At 73.5% G+C, this 23803-nt stretch carries 14 protein-coding genes and 1 pseudogene; 7 read left to right on the top strand and 8 right to left on the bottom strand.

From position 1 onward, the window contains the following. The 3 genes and pseudogenes from DMH12_RS14860 to DMH12_RS14875 all read right to left on the bottom strand — a co-directional run. On the bottom strand, positions 1-280 hold a 280-nt coding region (locus DMH12_RS14860; RefSeq protein ID WP_148107525.1), incomplete at its 3' end, for a leucine zipper domain-containing protein. A 120-nt stretch (positions 281-400) separates the two neighbouring features. Then, positions 401-571, bottom strand: a pseudogene (locus DMH12_RS40500) (IS5/IS1182 family transposase); the annotation flags it as partial. 237 nt (positions 572-808) lie between these two features. Further along, on the bottom strand, positions 809-1741 hold the full coding sequence (locus DMH12_RS14875) for a LysR family transcriptional regulator (RefSeq protein ID WP_260474213.1): 933 nt from the start codon (positions 1739-1741) through the stop codon (positions 809-811). Positions 1742-1826: 85 nt separating this feature from the next. Between DMH12_RS14875 and DMH12_RS14880 the strand changes: the two genes are divergently transcribed. The 4 genes from DMH12_RS14880 to DMH12_RS39070 all read left to right on the top strand — a co-directional run bounded on the left by DMH12_RS14880 (position 1827) and on the right by DMH12_RS39070 (position 3994). Continuing rightward, positions 1827-2336 carry a nuclear transport factor 2 family protein gene (locus DMH12_RS14880; protein ID WP_125492042.1) on the top strand — a complete coding sequence of 170 codons (510 nt, stop codon included), beginning with the start codon at positions 1827-1829 and terminating at the stop codon, positions 2334-2336. 285 nt (positions 2337-2621) lie between these two features. Next, positions 2622-3128, top strand: a complete 507-nt coding sequence (locus DMH12_RS14885) for a cupin domain-containing protein (RefSeq protein ID WP_125492068.1) — start codon at positions 2622-2624, stop codon at positions 3126-3128. A gap of 169 nt (positions 3129-3297) precedes the next feature. Further along, a complete protein-coding gene (locus DMH12_RS14890) occupies positions 3298-3615 on the top strand; it encodes a hypothetical protein (RefSeq protein ID WP_125492043.1) in 318 nt (105 codons plus the stop codon). Positions 3616-3856: 241 nt separating this feature from the next. Next, positions 3857-3994 (top strand): hypothetical protein, encoded by a 138-nt coding sequence (locus DMH12_RS39070; protein WP_185832322.1) that lies wholly within the window; start codon positions 3857-3859, stop codon positions 3992-3994. Between the two features lie 68 nt (positions 3995-4062). On the opposite strand, the gene DMH12_RS14895 is transcribed toward DMH12_RS39070, so the two are convergent. Continuing rightward, positions 4063-4686 (bottom strand): hypothetical protein, encoded by a 624-nt coding sequence (locus tag DMH12_RS14895; protein ID WP_125492044.1) that lies wholly within the window; start codon positions 4684-4686, stop codon positions 4063-4065. Between the two features lie 218 nt (positions 4687-4904). On the opposite strand from DMH12_RS14895, the gene DMH12_RS14900 reads away from it, so the two are divergent. Both DMH12_RS14900 and DMH12_RS14905 read left to right on the top strand, forming a co-directional pair. Next, on the top strand, positions 4905-6302 hold the full coding sequence (locus DMH12_RS14900) for a helix-turn-helix transcriptional regulator (RefSeq protein WP_125492045.1): 1398 nt from the start codon (positions 4905-4907) through the stop codon (positions 6300-6302). A gap of 206 nt (positions 6303-6508) precedes the next feature. After that, positions 6509-7600, top strand: a complete 1092-nt coding sequence (locus DMH12_RS14905; RefSeq protein ID WP_125492046.1) for an alpha/beta hydrolase-fold protein — start codon at positions 6509-6511, stop codon at positions 7598-7600. A 21-nt stretch (positions 7601-7621) separates the two neighbouring features. Here the strand turns inward: DMH12_RS14905 and DMH12_RS14910 are convergent, their stop codons facing one another. Further along, positions 7622-8860, bottom strand: coding sequence for a glycoside hydrolase family 88 protein (locus DMH12_RS14910; RefSeq protein WP_125492047.1), 1239 nt, complete (start codon positions 8858-8860; stop codon positions 7622-7624). A 230-nt stretch (positions 8861-9090) separates the two neighbouring features. On the opposite strand from DMH12_RS14910, the gene DMH12_RS14915 reads away from it, so the two are divergent. Beyond that, complete coding sequence (locus tag DMH12_RS14915) at positions 9091-10791, top strand: glycosyl hydrolase family 28-related protein (RefSeq protein WP_125492048.1); 1701 nt, start codon at positions 9091-9093, stop codon at positions 10789-10791. 86 nt (positions 10792-10877) lie between these two features. Here DMH12_RS14915 and DMH12_RS40505 read toward each other — a convergent pair whose 3' ends face one another. The 3 genes from DMH12_RS40505 to DMH12_RS14925 form a co-directional block, all read right to left on the bottom strand. Then, on the bottom strand, positions 10878-10955 hold the full coding sequence (locus tag DMH12_RS40505) for a 50S ribosomal protein bL37 (RefSeq protein WP_370443954.1): 78 nt from the start codon (positions 10953-10955) through the stop codon (positions 10878-10880). A 157-nt stretch (positions 10956-11112) separates the two neighbouring features. After that, complete coding sequence (locus tag DMH12_RS14920) at positions 11113-12813, bottom strand: ABC transporter ATP-binding protein (RefSeq protein WP_185832323.1); 1701 nt, start codon at positions 12811-12813, stop codon at positions 11113-11115. Then, a complete protein-coding gene (locus DMH12_RS14925; protein ID WP_125492049.1) occupies positions 12800-23749 on the bottom strand; it encodes a non-ribosomal peptide synthetase in 10950 nt (3649 codons plus the stop codon). Before DMH12_RS14925 ends, DMH12_RS14920 begins: the two co-directional genes overlap by 14 nt. Between the last annotated feature and the right edge of the window lie 54 nt (positions 23750-23803).

Genomic DNA, 23803 nt, shown 5'->3' on the forward strand with positions numbered 1-23803 from the left:
TCGGGCCGATGCGGGCGGGGCCGAGCTTGCGGTCCTGGCGCAGGCGGCACACCTGGGTCTCGGTCGCCGCCGGGGTACGGTGCGGTGTCGTCAGGGGCCGGCTGGAGCGGTCGTGCAGCCCTTGCTCGCCCTCGGACCTCCAGCGGCGGACCCACTTGTGGGCCGTGACGCGGGAGATGCCCATCTCGGCTGCGACATGTGCCACGGGACGGCCGCTGCGGACACGCTCGATGAGCAGCCGCCTGCCGTGAACGGTCAGCCGGGCATTACGGTGGGACACGAAGACCTCCGTGCGGTGCAGTCCTAGACAGCTCCACCACACCGGAGGTCTTCGCCATGATCAAGCCCCGCCAGCGTTAACAACGCTCGTGATCAATACACCTAGCGCCTCTCCGAGGGGTCATTGCGGGCAGATCAGGACGGCGGGGACGTGGAGCGCAGCCTGATAGGCGATCGCACGCTTTTCCGTTCGCATGGCCAAGCCGCGCCACTGCTGGACCGGTTGATGCACCGCTCTACCGCGTTCGCGCTGCTTTCACGGCTCCGCGTCGGCCGGTGGTCGGCCGTCGGCGCCGGCTCACCTCAGCGTCCGCTTCGCGGAACGCGGGACGCGGCCATGACGGCCTCGCCGGCGAGGTGGACCTTCGTGTCCCGGCGACAACTGATCACCGGCATACGGTTCCGGGTCCGTACTGGTGTTCCGTGGCGGGAATACCCGTTGAGTACGGGCCGTGGGGCCGGATCAACGCCCAGAAGACGTCCGGGCGGGCACTGACGGGCAGGTCTCGGCGGGGGCGGGTTCGGCAGTTCACTGCGGTGGCTGCCGTGTTGTCCCGTGGCCGTGGATCAAGGTGTCAGCTGCCTCCACGAAGGCGCGTACGCGCGCGGTGTGACGGTCAGCCGGCCAGACCAGGGCCCATTCCAGGGCAGGGGCGTCGCTGATGGGGAGGTAGGCGATGTCGGGGCGCGCGTAGTAGCGGCGGGCGTGGGCGCCGGCAGGGAGGGCGCCTTGTCCGGTGCCGACGAGAGTGAGTGCCTCCTGGAACGTTCCGGCGGTCGGGGCCGTGGTGGCGGGCGGGGCGCCGGCCTGCCGGGGTGGGATGTCCGTGTGCCCCGGGAGCCGTACCAGCGGGACGCGTGTCAAGTCGGCGGTCAGGACGCTTGCGCGGCGGGCGAAGGGGTGGCCGGCGGGTACCGCGAGCATGCGTGCCTCACGTACCAGGACCGGGCCGTGGGTGAGGTCGGGGTCGTCGAGGGGCAGGGTCGTCAGCCCGAGGTCTATCTCTCCCGAGCGGATCCGCGGCAGTATCTGGTCGGCCTGCGCTTCTCGGATGCGTACCTCGCAGTCGGGTGCATGCTCGTGAAAGACCTGTGTCACACCGGCCAGGAGCTGCGCGGCGGCGGGGCTGACGAAGGCGACGTGCAGGGCGCCGGACAGGCCGCGCCCGGTCTCGATCGCGCGCTGCACGGCGGCTCGCAAGTCGTCCCAGGCGGGACGGAGCTCGTGGTGCAGTTGCCGGCCCACCGTGGTGAGTGAGACGTGACGGCTGGTCCGGTTGAACAGTGGTACGCCCACCCTCCGCTCCAGCTTCCGGATGGTCTGGCTGACGCGGGCGGTGGACACGTGCAACGTCGCGGCGGTACGGCCGAAGTGCAGCTCCTCCGCGAGCGTCAGGAACGTTTCCACCTCGTGCCGCTCGATCACGCCCTCCCCCATCGTTAAGTCCGAGTTCACGATCATTGCGCAGACGGACGTTGGTTGCCAGCTGCCGTGGCAGCAGAGTGGGGAACGTCGAACACGACGTTACCCGCAACCGGAGGATGACATGGACGCCGAGAGTCTCTTCGCTCTGGCCTCACGACCTGGCGACACGGCCGCCGTTGTCGCCGAACTGCGCGACCGCGCCGAGATCACCGATGCTCTCTACCGGTTCGCTCTGGGGCAGGACCTGACGGACCCAGACCTGTTCGCCTCAGCGTTCACCGTAGATGCGGAGCTGGACTTCCGCCCGGCCGCCGCGCGTTGGGGCGGCGAGCCGCCGGTGATGAGGGGCCGGGACACCATCGTCGGCACCATCCTGGCCCTGTTCGCGGGGAGGGTGAACACCACCCACCAGGTCACCAACGTGCGCATCGGCATCGAAGGGGACACTGCCCGTGCCACCGCGCTGGTCGAGGCCCAGCACGTGCTCGTCGACGCCCCGGGCACGCACGCCCTGCTGAAGAACCCCTACACCGTCGACCTGGCCCGCGACGGCGGCCGCTGGCTCATCCGCCGGATGCACATCGACAACACCTGGCTCACCGGCGACCCGCTCGCGATCTTCGGCGCCTGACGGCATTAGATCGCCGGTGTCCCGGCCGACGCGGCACACGGCCGCAGCAACAGCACACGAACACCCCCCAGCACACGACGGAAGGACAACGACATGAAGTACTCCGACATCGGCGGGACGAGCCGCACCGGCCACGACGAGACCGGGCGGCCGCCGACGGCCGCCGGGCGCCAGGCGCAGCCGCCTGCCCGCCCCACCGGCATGGACCCGCACAGCGTCCATGGCCGGTCCGAGGCGACAGCCGGCGCGCCCGAGGCCCTCGCCACCGACGTGCACGCCGGGGCCATGCCTGCCGGGGCGCCCGCCGCGCCGTTCCCGCCGGTGCTCACGCGCCACGCGGAAGCCGAGACCTGTGCCGACCCCAGCAGTGTGATGACGCTCCTCGCGGACTCGGACGCCACGGCCGGCGGCTTCACCAGCTACCGGTCCGCTTTCGCCGAGGGAGCCGCGGGGGCGCCCGCCCACTTCCACACGAAGGCGACGGAGCTGTTCTTCGTCATCAGCGGATCCCTTCAGGTGCTGGTGGGCGAGGAGGTCACCGTCCTGGAGGCGGGTGACTTCCTGGCCGTGCCGCCGCACACCCCGCACGCCTTCGCCGCGGCACCCGGCTGTGAAGCCGACGTCCTGTTCGTCTTCACACCGGGCATGGGCCGGTTCGACTACCTGCGGCTGCTCGGCCGGGTGATGCGCGGCGAGGCGGACGCGAAGGAAATCGCCGCATCGGCGGAGCGGTTCGACAACCACTACGTCGACAGCCCCCTCTGGCGCTCCGTCCTGGAAGCGTCGGCATGATCACCGCACCGTCCGTGTCCGGCTTGCCCGGCCCTTGCGGCACCGCTGAACGCTTCCAGCTGCTTTCAGCACAGGGCGAGCAGCATCACGGCAGGCACGTCGGCGCCTGTCCCTGAGGGCCACGCCTGGCTGGTCCTGCGGTACCCCCGTGGCCGGCACGGTCATGTGCATGGGCTCCCCGGTCCATCTCGAAGGGGGGCCCGGCGCACTGCTGGTGACCGCTTCCGAGCGCACGAACCCGCGCGACGACCCGGGCCTGGGAATCTGCCGGGTGACGGACGGGGCGGACGGCGGCATGCTGGAGTTCCTGGGCGGGTGCCGCGTCGCCGAGGAGGGCACCGGCCCGGGCACGGACCTCCGGGACGCCTCCTTCTCCGTGGACGGCTCCGTCCTCGCCGTGACCGACGGGGCCAGGGGGGGCGTGCTGCTCGGCGGCCGCGGCGCCCGCGGCCGTCGCTTTCAGTCCCGACGGCACGTGGTTCGCTGAGGGCGGCGCGGCGTCGGGCGAGGAGACCGACCTGGCCCAGGCGTTCGCCGACCCGGCCCTCGGGCGGCAGCCGCTGCGCATCAGCTTCGAGGACGGGGACGCGGGCCGGCTCGTCGTCCCGTCCTGCACGGAGTTCTCCGGGGACGGCGAGCAGCTCTTCGTCCTGACCTCCGACGAGGAGGGCAGCCGGTTCTGGCTGCACCCGATTCCCACGCGCCAGGCCCCGGACCCGTCGAGGTCCGTGGCCGGCCCGGTCCCGGCCGCCGGGGACAAGACGTTCGTTCTGGCGGACGCCGTACCGGGCGAGCCGGGCAGCGTCCGCCGCCTCCTGGGCTGCGCGGGTGACGAGGTGCAGGTGGACGCGGTCCGGGCGGGGTGAGCGGGGCGGGGCCGTCCTCCCGACCCCCGTGGCGGGAGGACGGCCCCGGCTCTGGGGTGGCGGCCGGGTCAGTACAGCTTGTTGACGGCCCGGGCCGTGGTCTGCTTGAAGGCGGCCACGGGCGCGTCGGTGAAGTCGCCCAGCTGTGCCCACTGGACGACGGTGACGGTCCTGTTGTCCCGTCCGACCGACAGCAGGGCGATGTCGGTGGCGCCCCAGGACGTCTCGGTGTGCAGGCCGCGGACGCGGGCGCCCTCCTCGACCGGCAGCGTCCCGTAGTCGCGGCCCTCGGCCACGGTGTCGGGCGAGGACTGCTCGACGCGGGCGGCGCAGGTGCGGATCAGGTCGTCGTAGTGCTCGGCCAGGGCCTTGGCGTGGGCGGCCGTGTCCGCGACGACGGTCAGCTGCACGGCGCCGGTGTCCAGGTCGGTGCGGAAGGTGCGGTGCCGGTAGTCGTAGGAGGGCACACCCTCCGTGTGGACGCACAGGTCGAGTTCCTCGGGGAAGCCTTCGGTGACCGGCCCGGCGGTCCAGGACGACGTCGGGTGCGGCGGCAGCTGGGACGCGGACAGGAACGCGGGCGCCGGCGTCCTCGGTGCGGCCGTCGCGGCGGGCACCGTCAGGACCGCGCCGGCGGTGAGGGCGGTGACGGCCAGGGCGGTCACGGCGCCCGTTCGGATGCGCATGGACATGGACGTTCCCCCCGTGGGACGAGTGCGTGGACGGCGCGGCCGGATCCGGCCCGGCCGGTGCGCCACCCAGAGCATCGGCCCGGGCCGCGGGCGGGCGCAACAGCCGGCCGGCGACCTGGCACGGTGGAACCATCCCAGCCCCGCTGACGTGCAGGTACACGGATGCCTGGGACGCCGTCCCGGGCCGGGGCGTGGGCCGCAACGAGGACGGGGGACCTGTGTCGGCACAGGACGACGAAGACGGCGGCGAGGTCGCGCGGTTCGCGGCGCAGCTGCGGGCGCTGAAGGAGCGCACCGACCGCAGCTACGGCTCGCTGGCCCGCCGGCTGGGCATGAACACCTCGACGCTGCACCGCTATTGCGCGGGCGACGCGGTGCCGCTCGGCTTCGCGCCCGTGGAACGCTTCGCGGCGCTGTGCGGGGCAACGCCCGAGCAGCGCCTGGAACTTCACCGCTGCTGGCTCCTGGCCGTGGCCGCCCGCCACCGGCCCCGTCCCGCCCGCGCAGCGGGTGCTGCGGCGGAGGCCGCGGACGAGGCGGCGTACGAGGGTGCGGACGACGGTGCGGGCGCCGCAGTGGAGGGCGCCGTCGGGCCGGGTCCCGCGGCCGGGGCCGGCGGGGGCGCCACGGCCGGCGGCGGGCCGGGTCCCGCGCCCGCAGGGCCCGCGGGGTCCCCGCCGCGCCGGCCGTGGTTCCGCCGCAGGCGTGCCGTGGCCGCGCTGGCCTGCGCCTGCGCCGTGCTCGCGACGCTCGGGGCGCTGACCGCGCTGCCGGGCGGGCACCGGGCGCCCGCCGGCACCCCCGCCCGGGCGGGAGCCGTCCCGTCCGCCTCCGGCACGGCGACAACCGAGGCATCCCAGCCGCCGGGCACCTCGCCCCGTCCCAGCCGCACCCCCGCCACCGCACGCTCTCCGCATACGCCCGCACCCGGGAAGAAGCCGGCCGCCACGGCGCCGTCCGGCGCGGCGTCCGCCACCGCGGGCGGCGGACCGACCGCCCGCCCGCCGCTGGCCTGGTCCGTGAACTCCCAGGCCTGGAAACTCGGCTGCGGCCACGACTACGTCATCGCCGAAGAGCCCGCCCGGGTCCCCCCGCCCCCCGCCCCGCAGGACGCCGCGCCCTGGGCGGCGACGCAGGGCGCGGTACACGGCGGCGAGACACTCGTGCAGCTGACGGTGCAGGGGCGCAGCGACACCGCCGTCGTGCTGGAGGCGCTGCGCGTGCGCGTGAGCGGACGCACCGCGCCGGCCGAAGGCAGCGCCTACGCCATGGACCAGGGCTGCGGCGGCGCCGTCACACCCCGGGAGTTCGCCGTGGACCTGGACAAGGACCGTCCCATCGCCCGCGCGGTCGCCGGGAACGACTCCGGCACGCCGATCCCGGCCGTGCGCATGCCCTACCGGGTCTCCGCGACGGATCCCGAAGTACTGCTGGTCACCGCCGGCACCCGCGCGTGCGACTGCCGCTGGTACCTGGAACTGGACTGGTCCTCCCAGGGCCGCACCGGCACCGTCCGCATCGACGACGGCGGCCGCCCGTTCCGCACCAGCGCCATCGAGGGCCTGCCCCGGTACATGTACGACACCCTGAACCGCCGGTGGGCGCCCTACGGCTAGCAGCGGGGCACACCCGGGTCTCATCCCGTCACAGCCGTTCTCCACAGGTCGAACTCAAGGGGCTCGATGTCGGTGCAGCGGACCTCCTCCAGCCGGCCGGCGCGGCGTCCGTTGTCCCGGAAGATCCCTCCCGAGGCATTAGGTTAGGCTCGCCTAATGGAGAGCGAGCTCGGCCGTCCCATTTTCCGCTCCACAAGGAGACGTTCATGAGGCTGGTGGGGGAAGAGACCTTCGCCGCGTACGGGCTCTCCGGCGCGCCCGGCACCGACGCCTTCTGGGCCGGAGCGCGGACTCCCGCGTCGTTGGCCGACGGTGACGGCTGGACGACCCTGTTCCTGCGGCGCGGCCGGGAGGCGGCCAGCATCGGCTTCGAGAGCTGGTCGGACCCGGTGCCGTTGCGCAGGTGGGGGCTCACGGACTGCTGGTACGCCGAGGTCCGCATGCCGGCGCGGCTGCGCGTGACGTACCAGTTCCTCGTGGGCGACGAGGCGTACGCGGACCCGTGCAACCCGGTGGGCGCGGGCGGCGAGCGGTCCATCGCCGCGACACCGGACGCCCCGCCGCAGCCGCACTGGCCCGTGGTCGGCGCCGACGACGTCCTGCCCCTCCCCCGCACCCGGCTGCGCTGGACCAGCGCGCGCCTCGGTGGGCGGCGCACCGTGCGGGTCCACGAGGTGGGCGGGGGCGGGCCGGTGGTCCTGCTGCTCGACGGCGACGACTGGCTGTATCTGCATCCGGCGGCCGCCGCGTTCGACTCGGCGGTCACGGGGGGCGAGATGCCGCCGGTCACGCTGGTGTTCCTGCCGGCCAAGGACCGGCAGACCGAGTTCGGGTGCCGGCCCGCGCTGTGGGAGGCGGTCCGGGACGAGCTGCTGCCCCTGGTGGCGGAGAGCGCCGCGCACGCCGACCCGGACCGGCTGGTGGTCGCGGGCCAGAGCCTCGGCGGACTGAGTGCGCTGTACGCCGCGCTGGAGTTCCCGGACCTGGTGTCCCGGGTGGCGTGCCAGTCGCCGTCGTTCTGGTGGACGCCGGACGCCGCGCACCTGCCGGACCCGCTGGGCGGCCCGGTCGGCGGCACCGTCGCGGCACGGCTGCGCAGCGGTCCGGACCTGTCCGGGCTCCGGATCGCGTTCGACGTGGGGGAGCACGAGACCCGGATGCTCCCGCACTGCTCCCTGGTGGAGTCCCTGACCGAACAGGCCGGAGCGACGGTGCTCGTCTCCCGCTCGGCCTCGGACCACGACCGGGCGGGCTGGCGGCACGCCCTGCTCCGGGACGTGGCCTGGGCGCTCGCCTAGGTCCTGCCCCCAGCTCAGGGCCTACGACGAGCCGACGGCGGAGAGGTCGAGGGCGCGGTCGGCGTCGCGCGGGCGCAGGACGCGCATGATGCCCTCCAGCAGGTAGTAGTCGGCGTAGGGAAGGGAGATCTCGACGCCGTCCTCGGCCGGGCGGTTGCGCGTGCAGCGGGCGACCACCGCCTCGGCCCGCGTCGACCCCCGGGTGAGACATGTCCGGGCCAGCGCGGTGAGCAGCCGCAGGGCGGTCTCGCGGTACTCCCGCCTGCCGGTGACCGCCGCGAGGTCGAGCAGACCGCAGGCCATGACCGCACCGGCCGAGGCGTCCTTGACGTCGTACGGCTGCTGCGGCGCCCGGTAGTCCCACACGGGGACGTGGTCCTCGGTCAGGGCGCCCGTCGCGAAGTCGGCCAGGCCGCGGGCGGTGGCCAGGAAGGCGCGGTCGCCGGTTCTGCGGTACATCGTCGTGAAGCCGTAGATGCCCCAGGCCTGGCCGCGCGCCCAGCACGACGTGGGGCTGTACCCCTGCACGGTGCCGGGTCCGACGGGCGCGCCACTGTCGGGGTCGAAGTCGTAGACGTGCGGGATCGATCCGTCGGGGCGGGGGAAGACCCGCTGCGTGGTCCTGGCGTGCTCGGTGGCGATGTCCAGGTACTTCCCGTCCCCCGTCTCCCGGCTCGCGAAGGCCAGCAGGTCGAGGTTCATCATGGTGTCGATGATGACCCGGCCCGCGTTCCCGGGGTCGGAGAGCGCGCCCCACGCGCGGATGAAGCGGCCGCGCGGGTTGTACCGCTGGATGAGGGAGTCGGCCGCCCTGATCGCCCCGTCCTTCCAGGCGGCGTCGCCCGTCAGGCGCCAGGCGGTGACCCAGGACGGGTAGAAGAGGAAGCCCAGGTCGTGCGTGGAGGTGTCGTACCGGCGCGGCGCGAGTCCCCGCGCGGAGTCGAGGGCGAGGGTGCGGAAGTCCTCGTCGCCGCTGTGGAGATACGCCATCCAGAGCGTCCCGGGCCAGAACCCGCCCACCCAGTCACCGTTCTTGGAGTAGACCCACTTCTCGAACTTCGTCCCCACCGGGAAGTCGCTCACCCCAGGCGCGACGACGCGGAGCTTCGCGACGGCGTAGTCCGCCGCGTCCCGCAGGACGCGGTCGGTGGCCGGCGCGGGCGCCCCGGCGTCGACGGCGGCCGCGGTCTGCTGGGCCAGGGCGTGAACGCCCACGACACCGGTGGCCGAGGCCAGCACGGTTCGACGGGAAACACTCATGGGTGGTCGTCCTCCAACTGGGCGGCGGGACCTGGGAGTTGTCCGAGCGTGGCACACGGCACCATGGGTGTACACCCTTGAGCGCCGTTCCTGTACATGAACGGAGGTGATCACTCAGGAATTGTGCGGGCGGTCTTTCCGACGCTCCACCGTCGTGCCATGCTCCCCGGAACTCCACCGCGAACGTGATTCACATACATGTCTGACGGAGCAACGGAGAAGGGGCGGATATGTCTCACGACAAGAGCCACGGCGGCGCGGGCGGTTGCGCCGGGCCGGTCACCAGACGGGGGCTGCTCGGCGGTGCCGCTGTCGTGGCCGCGGGTGCCGTGGCCGGGGCGCCGCCGCGGGCCCTCGCCGCGGCCGGGGCGCCGCCCGGGGTGGTGCCGCCCGGGGTGGTGCCGCCCCTGTGGCGTGAGTTCGCCGGGTCTCCCTTCACCCACCCCCAGATCCCCTTCGTCGGCCGGGCCGGCTGTCTCGGCGGGGCCGCAGGGCTCCCCCGGCGCCCCGTGGTCGCCGACGTCCGCGACTTCGGTGCGGTGGCGGACGGCACGACCGACTGCGCCCCGGCGATCAATCGCGCTCTCGCCGTCGCCGGGCGGTCCGGCGGCGGCACCGTCACGCTGCCGCCCGGCACCCTCCGCGTCGACGGCCTGATCCGCGTCGGCCACTCGAACGTCGTGCTGCGCGGCGCCGGCAGCGACCGCACGACACTGCGCGCCACCAGGCACCTCACCGAACTCGTCGGCGCCTACGGGTCCCGGTACGGCGGCGACAAGTCCTCCTGGTCCTGGGCGGGCGGCCTGATCTGGCTGGCCCCCGAGGCCCGCTGGAACTCCCTCACCGACGCCATCAGGGCGAAGGAGTGGCCGTTCGAGGGCTGGACCGGCAACCGGCGCGACGAGTGGCGCACGCTGACCACCGTGGCCCCCGCCCGGCGGGGCTCGTGGACGGTCCGGGTGAACGACCCCTCACGGCTCCGCCCCGGCGACCTCGTCCTGCTGCGCCTCGCCGACGACGCGGACCACACCCTGCTCGCCCACATGGCGGGCGGCGGCCCGGGCGCGGAGTCCTACGCCTGGGACGACAAGACGAAGCTGACGTCGTACGTGCCCTACGAGTGGCCGGTCCGCCTCGCGGAAGTACACGGCCGGCGCGTCACCCTGGAGCGCCCGCTGCCGCTCGACCTCCGCCCCGAGTGGGATCCCCGGCTGACGACCCACGTCGGGGAGTTGACCGGCGCCGGAGTCGAGGGGCTGACCCTGGAGGCCCCCGACGTTCCCCAGCAGCCGCACCTGCTGGACCGCGGGTACAACGGCGTCGTGCTGCAGTGCGCCTACGACTGCCGGGTGGACGACGTGACCGTGCGCCACGTCGACAACGGGTTCGGACTGGTCGCCGCCTCGGCGTGCACCCTGAGCCGCACCAAGGTGGCCGGGCGCGGTTCCCACCATCCGTACTTCTGCCGCGAGGGGTCCCACGACAACCTGATCGAGGACTTCACCGTCGAGGAACGCACCACGCCCGCTCCCGCCGGCACCCAGGTGCACGGCATCAACGTGGAGGGGCTCTCCTCGCACAACGTCTGGTCACGCGGGGTGATGGAGATGGGCACCTTCGACAGTCACCGCGGCCTGCCCTTCGCGAACGTGCGCACCGACATCACCGTGGACAACAACGGCCGCCACGGGGGCGACGCGAGCGCTGGCCCCCTCTTCGAAGCCCGTTTCGCCCACTGGAACATCAGGGTGACGAACGGCCGGGCCGGTCTGATGAAGATCGACGGCCTGGCTCCCTGGTCCGCCACCGTCGGGATCAACGAGGTGCGCGAGTTCGACCAGATCGACGTCCCCGACTTCGCCGGGGACCTCCACGCCCGCCTGGAGCTGTACGGCACGACCGACGCCGTACGGCCGCGGAACCTGTACTAGGCCCAGCGGGGGAGGATGGAGCAGTAGGCCCCGGACACGCGTCGGGTGGGTGGCGTTCGCCACCCACCCGATACGACGGGACGCCCTCAGCTCTGCGGACGGCTACCGTGGTTGGCGCCGTTCTTGCGGCGGGCCTTCTTCTTGCGACGTCGCTTCGAGGACATCGAAACCTCCTTGCTACTCACTTTTGCCACGCTCTGCACCGGATTGTCGGCTCCGGTGATCACAGGACCCCTTTCCCGTCCGCGCCATGGCAAACATCCGGCACGGGTGTAACGGGAGACACACGTGCGAGACCGCCGAAGCACCCGAACACCGGGTTCAGCGGGTCACCGCCAGGCGGTACTCCTCGTCGGTGGCGAGCAGGTTGCGGTGCGTGTCCTCGGCCGTGATGACGCCCTCGTCGAGGACGAGGACGCGGTCGGCGGCGTCCAGGAGGGCGGGGCTGCTGGTGATCACCAGGGTGGTGCGGCCCCGGCGCAGCTTGGCGACGTTGCGGGCGATGAGCTGTTCGGTGACCGCGTCGACGGCCGTCGTCGGGTCGCGCAGGACGAGGACGTCGGTGTCGGCCGCGAGGGCGCGGGCCAGGGAGAGCCGCTGACGCTGTCCGCCGGAGAGGTTGGCGCCGCGGTCGCGGACGGCGTAGTCGAGGCCCTCGCGGTGCAGGGCGACGACATCGGTCAGCATCGATGCCTCGACCGCCTCGGGGACCGTCCGGCCGGTGCCCGACGGGTCGATGTTCGTGCGGAGGGTGCCCGCGAAGATCTCCGCGTCGTACGGGTTGACCAGCAGACGCTCGCGGACCGCCTCGACCGGGAGGTCGGCCAGGTCGCGTCCGCCGAGCCGCACGCTCCCGTCGTACCCGTCGGGCGGTACGTGCAGCGCCAGGACCGAGGCCAGGTCGGCGGCCGCGCGGGGCTGGTAGGCGGCGATCGCGACGAACTCGCCGGCGTCCACCCGGAACCGCACCTTGCGCAGCGTCCCGTGCCGTACGCAGTCGACCTCCAGGTCCGAGCCGGCGGCCGGCCGGCCGGTGCCCGGTGTCGTCACCGGCGGCGCGGTCAGCACCAGCGCCATCCGTTCGGCCGAGGCCCGGGCGATCATCACGTACTTCGGCATCTCCGAGAACAGCCTCAGCGGCTCCATGATGAACTGCGCGAGCCCCACGGCCATCACGAGTTCGCCGATGTTGATCCGGCCGGCGAAGGCGAGCCAGCCCGCCGTCAGGGTCACCGCCGCGGCGAGCACCGCGTTGAGGCCCAGCGCGGTGCCCGCGTAGACGCCGTTCACCCGGGCGACGGTGATGGACTGGTGCTTCGCCTCCGTGCTGACCCTCCGGTACGAACGGAAGGCGGCGTGGTTGCCGCCGAAGCCGTGCAGCGGACGGAGCCCGATGATCAGGTCGGCGACCTTGGCGCCCGCCCGGGCCACCCGGGCCTGCTGTTCACGGGTGCTGGAGCCGATCCGCCTGGACATGACGCTCAGGACCGACAGGATCGCGGCGGTCCCCACGATCACCAGCAGGCCGAGCCGGATGTCGGCCAGGCCGAGCGCGACCGCCGCGATCAGCACCGCGACCAGCGAGCTGATCAGCAGTGGCACGACCTCGATGATGTCGGCGGTCTGGTCGGCGTCCTCGGTGGCGATGGTCAGCACCTCGCCGGACTTGAGGTCGACGTCCTGGGCCACGGGCTGGAGTCCGCGACCCGCGACCCGCACCCGCCAGCGATGCGCCTCGGTCGTGTTGGCCTTCTGGAGCACCCGCATCCCGAACCGCCACGACAGCGACACGGTCGTGATGATCACGGCCAGGGCACCGATGGAGACACCGAGCCTGCCGGGACTCCGGTCCCGCATGGTGTGTTCGACGATCAGTCCGAGCGCGATGGGGAAGGCGGTCTCGGCGGCCTGGTAGAGGCCCATGAGGAGGGTGCCCCAGGCCATGGCGCCGAGGTTGCGCCGCAGGGCGGTGCGGAGGATGTCGGACCCCTGGCGGGTCCGCTGCTTGTCAGGATTCTTCATCGAGGTGGCGGGCAATCGCTTCCGGGGTTCGCAGGGTCAACAGATCGCGGATCGTGATCACTGGACCGTACTCCCGGCGGAGCAGTCCGGTCAGCCGTACCGCCAGCATGGAGTGCCCGCCGAGGGCCGTGAAGTCGCTGACCGCGCTCACCTCGTCGTCGTCCAGGTCCAGTGCCTCGGCGAAGAACTCGCACACGGTGGTCTCGGTCTCCGTCCGAGGGCCGCGCTCCCCCGCCGTGGTCAGCGCGCCCAGCGGCTTGGCCTCGGGCAGCGCCTTGGTGTCGGCCTTTCCGTTCACGGTCAGCGGGATGGCGTCGACCTGCGCGTAGTGCGTGGGGCGCAGGAAGTCCGGCAGCCCGGCGCCGACCTCCGCCGCGACCTCCGCCAGGTCGGCCCCGTCCAGCACGAGGTAGGCGGCGAGCCGGTGCGCGCCGTCGACCTGCGGGTCGGGCTGGGCGACGGCGGCGACGAACCGCACCGCCGGGTGCGCGGTGAACACGGCCTCGACCTCCCCGAGTTCGACCCGGTGGCCGCGGATCTTGACCTGCTGGTCGGTGCGGCCGAGGTACGTCAGATTGCCGTCGGGGCGGCGCAGCACGAGGTCGCCGGTGCGGTACATGCGGGCGCCGGGGGCGCCGAAGGGGCAGGCGACGAAGCGGTGCGCGGTCTGCGCCGGCTGCCCGAGATAGCCGCGGGCGATGCCGATGCCGGACACGTACAGCTCGCCGGGGACGCCGTCGGGCAGCGGCCGCAGCCACGGGTCCAGGACGTACACGTCCGTGTTGTCGATGGCGACCCCGACGACCGGGTCCTGGCATTCGAAGGTGCCGACGCCGAGGGTGTTGATGGTGTACTCGGTGGGCCCGTACAGGTTGTAGCCCACGGTTCCCTCGGTCTCGGCGAGCCGCTGCCACAGGCCCGGGGTGACGGCCTCGCCGCCCAGCAGCACCAGCGCGGGCCGGCGGGCCGGGTCGTCGAGCAGTCCCTCGGCGACCAGTTGCTGCGCGTAGGTCGGGGTCACGTTGACGACGTCGATGCCGTGCCGGATGCAGTACTCGACCAGGCGGGGCGCGTCACGGCGCAGTTCCTCGTCACAGATGTGCACCTCGTGGCCGTCGGCCAGCCACAGCAGCTCCTCCCACGACATGTCGAAGGCGAACGACACGGTGTGGGCGATCCGGAAGGTCCGGTGGCCGTGTTCGGCCAGTACCGGTTCGAAGATCCGGCGCTGGTGGTTGACCAGCATGTTGGTCAACCCCGCGTACTCGGTCACCACGCCCTTGGGCTTCCCGGTCGATCCTGAGGTGTAGATGGTGTACGCGGGGTGCCGCAGCCGGCGCGGATCGTCCGGCGCGAAGGTGCGGTACGGCTCGGCCTCGGGCAGCGGGCGGTCCAGCTCGATCAGGTCGCCGGTCAGCCGGGGCGAGACGGCGCTCACGGTGAGGGTGACGTCCGGGCGGGCGTCCGCCACGATCGCGGCGATCCGCTCGTCGGGGTGGTCCAGCTCCAGCGGCACGTAGGCGGCACCGACGCGCAGTACGGCGAACAGGGCCACGATGGAGTCGAGCGAGCGTGGGACCGCGATGGCCACGTTCGTCTCGGGTCCGATGCCGCGCCCGGCGAGGACGCCCGCCACCGCGCGGCTGCGGTCGCGGAGTTCCGCGAAGGTCATGGTGGAGCCGTCGGCGACGAGCGCCACCCGCTGCGGGTCGTGGTCCGCCGCCCGGTCGAACCGGTCTACGACGGTGTCGGTGCCGACGTCGGTGCGTTCGACGGGGCGGGGCTCGGAGCCCAGGCCGGGCAGCGCGCCCACCGGGCCCGTGGACCGGGCCAGGTCGTCCAGGACGCGCAGGTAGTCGTCGAGCAGGCGCCGGGCGTGCGCGGTGTCGTGGTCGCGGTACTCCAGTTTGACGGTGAACCGGTCTCCGGGGGTGACGACCCAGGTGAACGGGTAGTGGGTGGAGTCGTCGGCGCGCACCGAGGTGATGCCGTGCCGGGCGTTCATCTCGGCGAAGGCGTCCAGGTCGAGGAAGTTCTGGAGCACGAACAGGTTGTCGAAGAGGGTGTCGTGGCCGCCGGCCCGCTGGATCTCGCCGAGCCCGAGGTGTTCGTGCTCCATGGCCTCGACCCTGGCCGTCTGGACCGCCGTCAGGTAGTCGCGGACCGTGTCGTGCGGCCGGGCCCGGGTCCAGGTGGGCACGGTGTTGAGCAGTACGCCCACGATGTCGGCGAGCCCCTCGCCGTCGCGGCCGGAGACGGTCACGCCGAACACGGCGTCGGTGCGGCCGGTCCGGGCGGCCAGGAGGAGGCCGAACGCGCCGGTGAGGACGGAGTTCAGGGTGACCCCGTGCGTCCTGGCCGCCGCCCGCAGCAGTTCCGACTCCTCGGCGCCCAGGGTGTGGACGAGTGCGCGCGGCAGGTCGTCCGCGAGGGCCGGGGCGGGTCCGGCCAGCAGGGTGGGGCCGGGGAGCCCGGCCAGGTGCTCCGCCCAGAAGCGTTCGGAGGCGGCGGGGTCCTTGGCGGCGAGCGCCCGCACGTGGTCCTCGAAGCCGGGCGTGGCCGGGACCGGGACCGGGAGCGTGCCCGCGAGGACGGCCCGGTAGGCGTCGAAGAGGTCCCGCAGCACGATCTCGCGCGACCAGCCGTCCCACAGCAGCAGGTGGTAGCTGAGCAGCAGGCCGTCGCGGTCGTCGGGCAGACGCACCACGGTCAGCCGGATCAGCGGTGGTTCGCCCGGGTCGAATCCCGTGTCCCGGTCGGCCAGCCGCAGGGCCTCGACCTCCGCGTCCGTGGCCGCGTCGACGGTACGCACGGCGACCCGCCGTCCGGCGGCGAGGACCTGGACGGGGGCGCCGTCGGCGTCCGTGGTGAAGCCGGCGCCGACGGCCGGGTGCCGGGCGATCACGAAGGCCATCGCCTCGGCCAACGCGTCGGTGTCCAGGCGCCGTTCGAAGGTGAAGTAGCTCTGGGCGACGTAGTGCCCGGTCGAGCCGGCCAGCTGGGCCTGGAAGAACAGGCCCCGCTGGAGGGGGGTGACCGGCGCGGTGCGCTCGGCGGTCCCGGCGGCGTCCGCGATCTGTCCGAGTGCCGTCAGCCAGTGCCCGGTGATCGCGTCGGGGACGCCCTCGGCGAGGGTGAACTCCGCGTGCAGGGCGCCGGTGGCCGCGTCGGTCCACGCGTTCACCTCGACGGCGTACGGGCTGTGACCGTTCTCGCCGGTCAGGCGGGGCACCTCGGATTCACCGCCGCGGCCCAGGTAGTTGAACAGCACCTGCGGGTGGGTGTCGAAGAGCGGGGCGGTCTGCGGATTGAGGTACCTGAGCCGGCCGTAGGCGGCGTGCGCGTCCTCGTCGGGCTGCCGTTCGGTGATCTCGTGCGCGGCGGCGACGGGGTCGGTGTGCGGGGTGAGCCGTACCGGCGCGATGGCGGTGAACCAGCCGACGGTGCGGGTGTAGTCGTGGTGTGCGAGGGCCGGGACGCGGCCGTGCCGCTCCAGGTCGATCGCCAGGTCGGTGGGCGTCGCCTGGACTCGGGTGAGTGCCGCGCGCAGCGCGCCGCACAGCAGCTCGGTGAGACCGAGGCCGAGCGCGGCGGGCGCGGTACGCGTCAGGCGTTCGCCCACCTCGGGCGGGAGGACGGCCGTGGTCTCGCGCAGCCCCGTGGCCGGGGGCAGGGGCGTGGGGGCCGCGAGTGTGGTGAGCCAGTGGTCCAGGTCCTCGACGGCGGTGGCGGACCGGTACGTCAGCGCTTCGGCGTACTCGGCGTAGGAGGTGGTCGGCGGTGCCGGGGGCGTCCCGCGCAGGGCGTCGGCCAGGTCGTCCAGCAGGATCAGCCAGGACACCGCGTCCACGGCGAGGTGGTGGACGACGACGACCAGCGTGCGGCTCGTCTCCAGCCAGGTGAACGCGACGACCTCGCCGGACTCGGGGTCGAGTCGGCCGGCGGCCAGGTCGGCGGCGGCGGTCGCGTCGGTCCCGTCCGTGCGGACGACCGTCACCTCGCGGTCGGGCTCCGTGGTCAGGGACCACACGCCGTGCCGGACGCGCAGGCACAGCCTGAGCGCCGGGTGCGCGCTCACGACGGCCTGTGCGGCGCGTCGCACGTCGGCGGGTCCGGCTTCCTCGGGGACGGTGAGCGTCCTGGCCTGGGCGAACCGGGTGAGCGGGCCGCCCAGTCGGCGTTGGCGCAGGATGATCGGTGTGAGGGGCAGCGGGCCGTCCTCGCGGGGAGCGGGTGCGGGGGGCTCGGGGTGCGTGGCGCCGGTCGCGGCGAGGTGGACCGCCAGGGCGCGCGGTGTCCTCAGCAGGAACACGTCGCGCGGAGTGAGCGGCAGGCCGAGCGCCCTGGCGCGGTTGATCACGGTGATGGCGACGATGCTGTCGCCGCCGGCGGTGAAGAAGTCGGTGTCGGCGTCCACGGCCGCGCCGGGCAGCGTTTCGGTGAAGATGCCGACGAGCGGGGCGAGGGCGTCGGCGCCCGGGTCCGTCACCGGCGGCACTCCGGGCCGACGGGCCCCGGCCGGGTCCTTGGGCGGCATCGCGTCGCGGTGCGCCGAGGCGGCGCGCGCGGTCAGGGCCCCGCGGTCCAGCTTGCCGTTGACCGTCAGCGGGAGCGCGTCCACGGGCAGCACCCGGCCCGGCACCATGTGCGCGGGCAGCTTCGCCGCCAGGAGGGCGGTGAGGCCGTCGGGCACCCGGCCCACGACGTGGGCCACCAGGTGGTCGCCGGTGTCCGCCACCGTGACGGCCGCGTCCACGACCCCGTCGAGGTCCCGGAGCGCGGACTCCACCTCGCCGGGCTCGATGCGGAACCCCTTGAGCTGCACCTGGTCGTCGGCGCGGCCCGCGAACTCCAGCTCGCCGTCGAGCGTGCGGCGGGCGAGATCGCCCGTGTGGTACATGCGGGAGCCGTCACCGGCGAAGGGGTCGGCCACGAAACGCCCGGCGGTGAGCCCCGGCCGGCCCAGGTAGCCCAGGGACACCTGGTCGCCCGCGACGTAGATGGCGCCCACCCGTCCCGGCGGTACCGGCCGGAGCCGGTCGTCGAGCAGGTGGGTGACCAGGCCGGGGATCGGGCCGCCGATGGGGCTGGCGTCGTCTCCGTGGCCGAAGTCCGCGTCGGTCAGGACCCGGTGGGTGACGTGGACCGTGGTCTCGGTGATGCCGTACATGTTGACCAGCTCGGGCGAGGCGGTGCCGTGCCGCTCGACCCAGCCGCGCAGGCGTCCCAGGTCCAGCGGTTCGCCGCCGAAGACGATCCGGCGCAGTGCGGGGAGGGGGCCGCCGGCGTGCCGGTCGGCCTCGGCGAACTGGTGGAAGGCGGAGGGCGTCTGGTTGAGCACGGTCACCTCGCGCTCGCGGACCAGCCGGTGGAAGTCGACCGGCGAACGGGTCAGCGCGTAGTCGGGCACCAGCAGTTCGGCGCCGTGGGTCAGCGCGCCCCACAGTTCCCAGACCGCGAAGTCGAAGGAGAAGGAGTGGAACTGGACCCACACGTCGTGCGGGCCGAACTCCATGGCGGGCCGCGTGCGGGCGAGCAGGGTCACCACGGCGGCGTGCGGGACGACGACGCCCTTGGGCCGGCCCGTCGAGCCGGAGGTGTAGATGACGTAGGCGGGGTCGCGCCAGTCGGCCTCCGGATCCGGCCCGGTGCCTGCCGGCGCCGGTACGGGCTCCTCTCCCTGTACGAGCACCCGGGCCGTGACGCCGGCGCGCTCCAGCAGCCGGGTGAAGCGGTCCCGCTGCTGCGGGGCCACGAGGACGACCTGCGGCGCGGCGTCGGCCAGGACGTACTCCAGCCGCTCGTCCGGGTAGGCCAGGTCCAGCGGCACGTACGCTCCGCCCGCGCCGACCACCGCGACGAGGGCGACGACCTGTTCGACGGAACGGGGGACGGCGACGGCGACGCGTCGGCCCGGTGCCACGCCGGCCGCGCGCAGGACGGCGGCGAGATCGTCCTTGGCGTGCGCGAGTTCGCCGTAGGTGAGGGACCGGCTGGTGCCGTCGAGGGCGCACTGGGTGACGGCGGTGGCGGCGGGGTCGCGGCGTGCGGCGGCGTCGAAGAGCCCTCCCAGGGTGGCCGGGGCGACCGGTTCGACGCGCGAGGACTCCGCATCGGCGAGGTGGCCGGCCGGGGCGTCCGGGCGGGTGAGCAGGCCGGTGAGGGTGCGGGTGAAGGTGTGCAGGATGCGTCGGGCCCGGGCTTCGCGCAGCAGTTCGGCGTCGTGGATGAGGTTGAAGCGCGGTCGGCCCTCGGGGGTGCGCTCCACCACCAGGGTCAGGGGGTAGTGCGGGGCGCCCTCGTTCACGATGCCGGTGACGGCCAGCGTGTCGCCGGGGCGACGCAGGTCCGCGGTGTCGGTCGCGACGTCGAAGACCACGAGGGTGTCGAAGAGGGGTCCCGTGCCGGTCCGGCGGGTGATCCCGGCGAGCGGGACGTGCTGGTGCGGCAGGACCGCGCTCTGGTGCTCCCGGACGGCGGCGAGCAGGTCGCGTGCGGTCGTGGTGCCGGTCCACCGGGCGCGCAGGGGGATGGTGTTGATGAAGAGGCCGACCATGTCCTCGATGCCGGGCACGTCGGCGTCGCGCCCGGAGACCGTCGAGCCGAACACGACGTCGTCGCGGCCCAGGACGGAGCCCAGGGTCAGGGCCCAGGCGCCGTGCACGGCGACGCTGAGCGGCACGCCGGCCGCGCGGGCGGCGGCCTCGACGTCGGTCTCCGGCACCACGGCGGTGTCCGCGAAGCGGTCGGAGGGGGTGTGGCCCTCGGCGACCAGCGAAGGGCCGGGCAGCCCGGCGAGCTGCTCGCGCCAGACCCGGTCGCTCTCCTCGTCGTCGCGTGCGGCGAGGCGGCGCACGTGGTCGGGGAAGCCGCCGAGCGGGTGGACGGTGCCCGGCGCGTGGTACTCGGCGAGGAGGGCGCGCAGCATGGGCGGCACCGACCAGCCGTCGGCGATGATGTGGTGCACCGTCTGCACCAGGACGTGCCGGCCCCCGCCCGTGCGGACGAGGATGTACCGCATCAGCGGGCCGGCGGCCAGGTCGAACCCGGCACGGCGGTCGCGCTCGGCGTGCTCGCGGATCTCGTCGTCGGTGATGCCGGGGCGGTCGAGCACGGTGAAGGGCGCCCGGACGCCGTTCTCCAGGACGGAGACCACCCGGCCGTCGTCGAGGGCCGTGAACCGCGCGGCCAGGTTCGGGTACAGGCTGAGCAGGCGGGTGGCCGCCGTGGCGAGCCGGTCCGTGTCGACCTCGCCGTCCAGCGTCAGCAGTTGCTGCTCGACGTAGCTGCCGTTCGCCTCGTCGTCGTAGACCGAGTGGAAGTACAGGCCCTCCTGAAGGGGGGTCAGCGGGAGGATGTCCCGCAGCGCGGGTCCGTCCAGCGCGTCGACGTCGGCCTGGGTGAGGGACAGGGGCCGGAAGTCGCTGGGGGTGTGGCCGCCGCCGTCGAGTGCGGCCAGGCCGCTCAGCGCGTCCAGGTAGTAGCCGCCGAGGGTGGTGATGTCCGCGTCGGTGAACATGCCGTCGGGCCAGGAGACGGTGGTGACGAGCTGGTAGGCGCCGTCCGTGCCGGGTTCGGCGACGGCGTTGAACTCCAGGGGGCGCGGCAGGCGCATCCGCGGGTCGCGCTTCTCGCCCAGCTGTTCCGTGTTGCGGGCGAGCTGCCACTCGCCGGAGCCCCCGGCTGCGAACCGGCCGAGGTAGTTGAAGAGCACCTGGGGTGCCGGTGCGTCGAAGGAGACTTGGGCCAGGTGGCGGAGGGCGCCGTAGGAGACGCCGTTGTCGGGTATGCGCGCGAGGTCTTCCTTCACGGCCTTGAGCGCGGTGGCCAGGTAGGCGGGTGCGGTCGGGTCGGGGGCGGTGCCGGGGTCCACGGTGACCGGGAAGAGCGTGGTGAACCAGCCGACGGTCCGGGAGAGGTCGGGCTCGAAGCCGGCGGACGGGGCGACGAAGCGCCCCTCGCGGCCGTGGCCCTCCAGCTCGATGTGCGCGAAGGTCTGGGCCTGGCCGCGGTCGCGGCGCCACCGGGCGAGGGCGACGGCGAGTGCGGTCAGCAGGACGTCGTTGACGCCCGCGTGGAATCGGGCGGGTGTCTCGCCGAGGACGGCGGCGGTGGCACCCGCGTCGAGCGACAGGGTGCGTACCCGTTCCCTCGCCACGGTGTCGGTCGCGGCCGGGGCGCGGCGGCCCAGCGGTTCGTCGGGGCCCGGCAGCGGGCGCCGGAAGGGGGCGCTGTCGGCGTCGAAGGCGGCGCGCTCCAGCAGCTGGGTCCAGCGCCGGAACGACGTCCCCTCGGGGGGAAGGCCGACGGGTGCGCCCGTGGAGAACCGCTGCCAGGCCGTGGCCAGGTCCTCCATGAGCACCCGCCAGGACACGCCGTCGATCACGGCGTGGTGGACGACCACGACCAACTGCCGTGCCGCGCGCCGCCAGACGGCGCTCAGCATGGCGCCGGACTCGGGGTCCAGTGCTTCGGTGGCGAGGGTGACGCACGCGTCGAGGGGCCGGTCGCTCTCCTGCCAGAGGGGGGCGGCCGGGGCCGCGTCGGGGATGTCGAAACCCCAGCGGTCGCCGCGCACCAGCCGGGCGCGGAGCATGGGGTGGCGGCCGGTCAGGGCGGTGAGGACCGCGTCGAGGGCGTCCGGCCCGAGGTCGGCCGGGGTGTTCAGGACGACCGACTGCACGAAGCCGTCGACGGCGTCGGTGGTCTCACCGAGCCACTGCACGATGGGCGACCCCGCCACGGTGCCGGTCGGGACGTCGCGGTGGTCCACGGCCGTGGTGTCCTCGCGGCTCGCCACGGCGGCCAGCGCTCCCACGGTGCTGTGGGTGAAGATCTGCCGGGCCGTGACGTAGAGGCCCGCCTCGCGCAGCGCGCCGAGCAGGGAGATCGCCAGGATGCTGTCCCCGCCGAGCTGGAAGAAGTCCTGGTCGACACCGACCTCGTCCAGGCCCAGGAGCGCCGCGACCGCCGCGCACACCGCGCGTTCGTTCTCGGTGGCGGGCGGCACGGACGCCGCGGCACCGGTCACGGGCTCCGGCAGGGCGTGGCGGTCGATCTTGCCGTTGGCGGTGAGCGGGAACCCGGTCGTCACGACGACGTGGGTGGGCACCATGTACTCCACCATGTGCGCGCCGGCCCACGCCTTGACGTCGTCGGCACGGAGGTCCTCGTGGCCGGCGGCGGGGATGACGTAGCCCACGAGGTAGGTGCCGCCCGCGGCGTTCTTCCTGGCGACGACGCAGGTGTGGCGCACTCCGGGGTGTTCCGCGAGGCCGATCTCGACGTCCTCGATCTCCAGGCGCATGCCGCGGATCTTGACCTGGTTGTCGGCGCGGCCGAGGAAGTCCAGCGAGCCGTCGGGGGCGTAGCGGGCGAGGTCTCCGGTGCGGTAGAGCCTGGATCCGTCGTCGGCGAAGGGGTTGGCCACGAACCGGGACGCGGTCAGGCCGGGCGCGCCCACGTACCCGCGGCCCAGGAGGAAGCCGCCGACGTACAGTTCGCCGCCGATGCCGACCGGGACGGGGCGCAGTTCGTCGTCGAGGACGTAGAGCTGGGTGTTGGGGTTGGCCTTTCCGATGGACGTCGACAGGCGTTCCGCCGCGCCCCGGTAGACCACGTGGGAGACGCCGATGGTCGTCTCCGCCGGGCCGTAGCCGTGGTAGAGGGGGATGTCGAGCCTGGTGCGGAAGCGTTCGTACAGCTCGGGGGTCAGCACCTCGCCGCCGCACCACACGTGGCGCAGGCTGTCGAGTCGCCCGGAGTCGCCCGCCATCTCCAGCAGGACGTCCAGCATGGACGAGACGAGGTAGGTGAAGGTGACGCGCTGTTCGGCGATGACGCCGAGCAGGTGGTGGGGGTCGCGTTCGCCGCCCGGGCGCAGGACCACGAGCCGGCCGCCGCGGACCAGCGGCAGGAAGATCTCGTTGACGGAGATGTCGAAGGACAGCGGCGCCTTGAACAGCGACACGTCGTCGGGGCCGAAGCCCAGGATGTCCTGGGCCTGCCACAGCAGCCGTTCGCTGATCGCCTCGTGGCGGATCATGGCGCCCTTGGGCCGTCCGGTCGACCCGGACGTGAAGATGACGTAGGCGAGGGCGTCGCCCCGGACGGAGGTCTCCGGCGCCTCGGCGGGGTGGGCCCCGTAGCGCCAGTCGCCGAGGTCGACGGCGAGGGCCTCCGGTTCGTCCGGGGCGTGTTCGCCGGTGGCGTTGAGCTGTACGACGACCCCGGCGTCCTCGATGACGACGGCCCGGCGCTCGGCCGGCCAGTGCGGATCGAGCGGTACGAACGCGCAGCCCGCCCGGAGCACGGCGAGCAGCCCGACGACCATGTCTGCGGAGCGCTCCAGGGAGATGCCCACGGCCTGTTCCGCGGTCAGCCCGCGTCCGGCCAGCCGGTGGGCCAGCTGGGCCGACATGTCCGCCGTCTGACGGTAGGTCAGTGAGCGGTGCTCGTCGACCACCGCGATGGCGTCCGGTCTGGTGCGCGCCTGGGCGAGGAACATCTCCACGAGCGTGGGACGCGCCCGCTCGACGTCGGTGTCGTTCCAGGCGGCCAGGGTCGCCAGCCGGGCCGCCGGGCCGGAGGGGCCGATGGTGCCGAGGGGCCGGTCCGGGAAGTCGGCCAGGTCGTCGAGCGCGAGCTGCGCGTCGTCCGGTACGACGCCGTCCGGGAGAGAGATGCTCCGGCCGTCCGCCGCGACCTCCCAACCACCGGGCGTGGCGCCTCCGTTGGCGACCCAGCCGAGCACGTCGCCGAAGAGGGTGCCCGCGGTGAGGTCGAGTCCGGCGGGGCTCCGGCCCGTCGCCCAGTACGACAGTCCGATGGCGCACGCCGCGGCGACGGTCCGGTCGGCGAAGTCCCCGGTGCGCCTGCGGATGTCGTTCAGGTGCCGCGGGGAAAGCAGTACGAGACGAGCGGTCGGTTCCATCATCGAAGAATCCACGCCCTTCCAAGGAATGAAGGCAGGCTAACCTAACTAAGGCTT

This window comes from Streptomyces sp. WAC 04229 (assembly GCF_003947455.1).
Classification (GTDB): Bacteria; Actinomycetota; Actinomycetes; order Streptomycetales; family Streptomycetaceae; genus Streptomyces.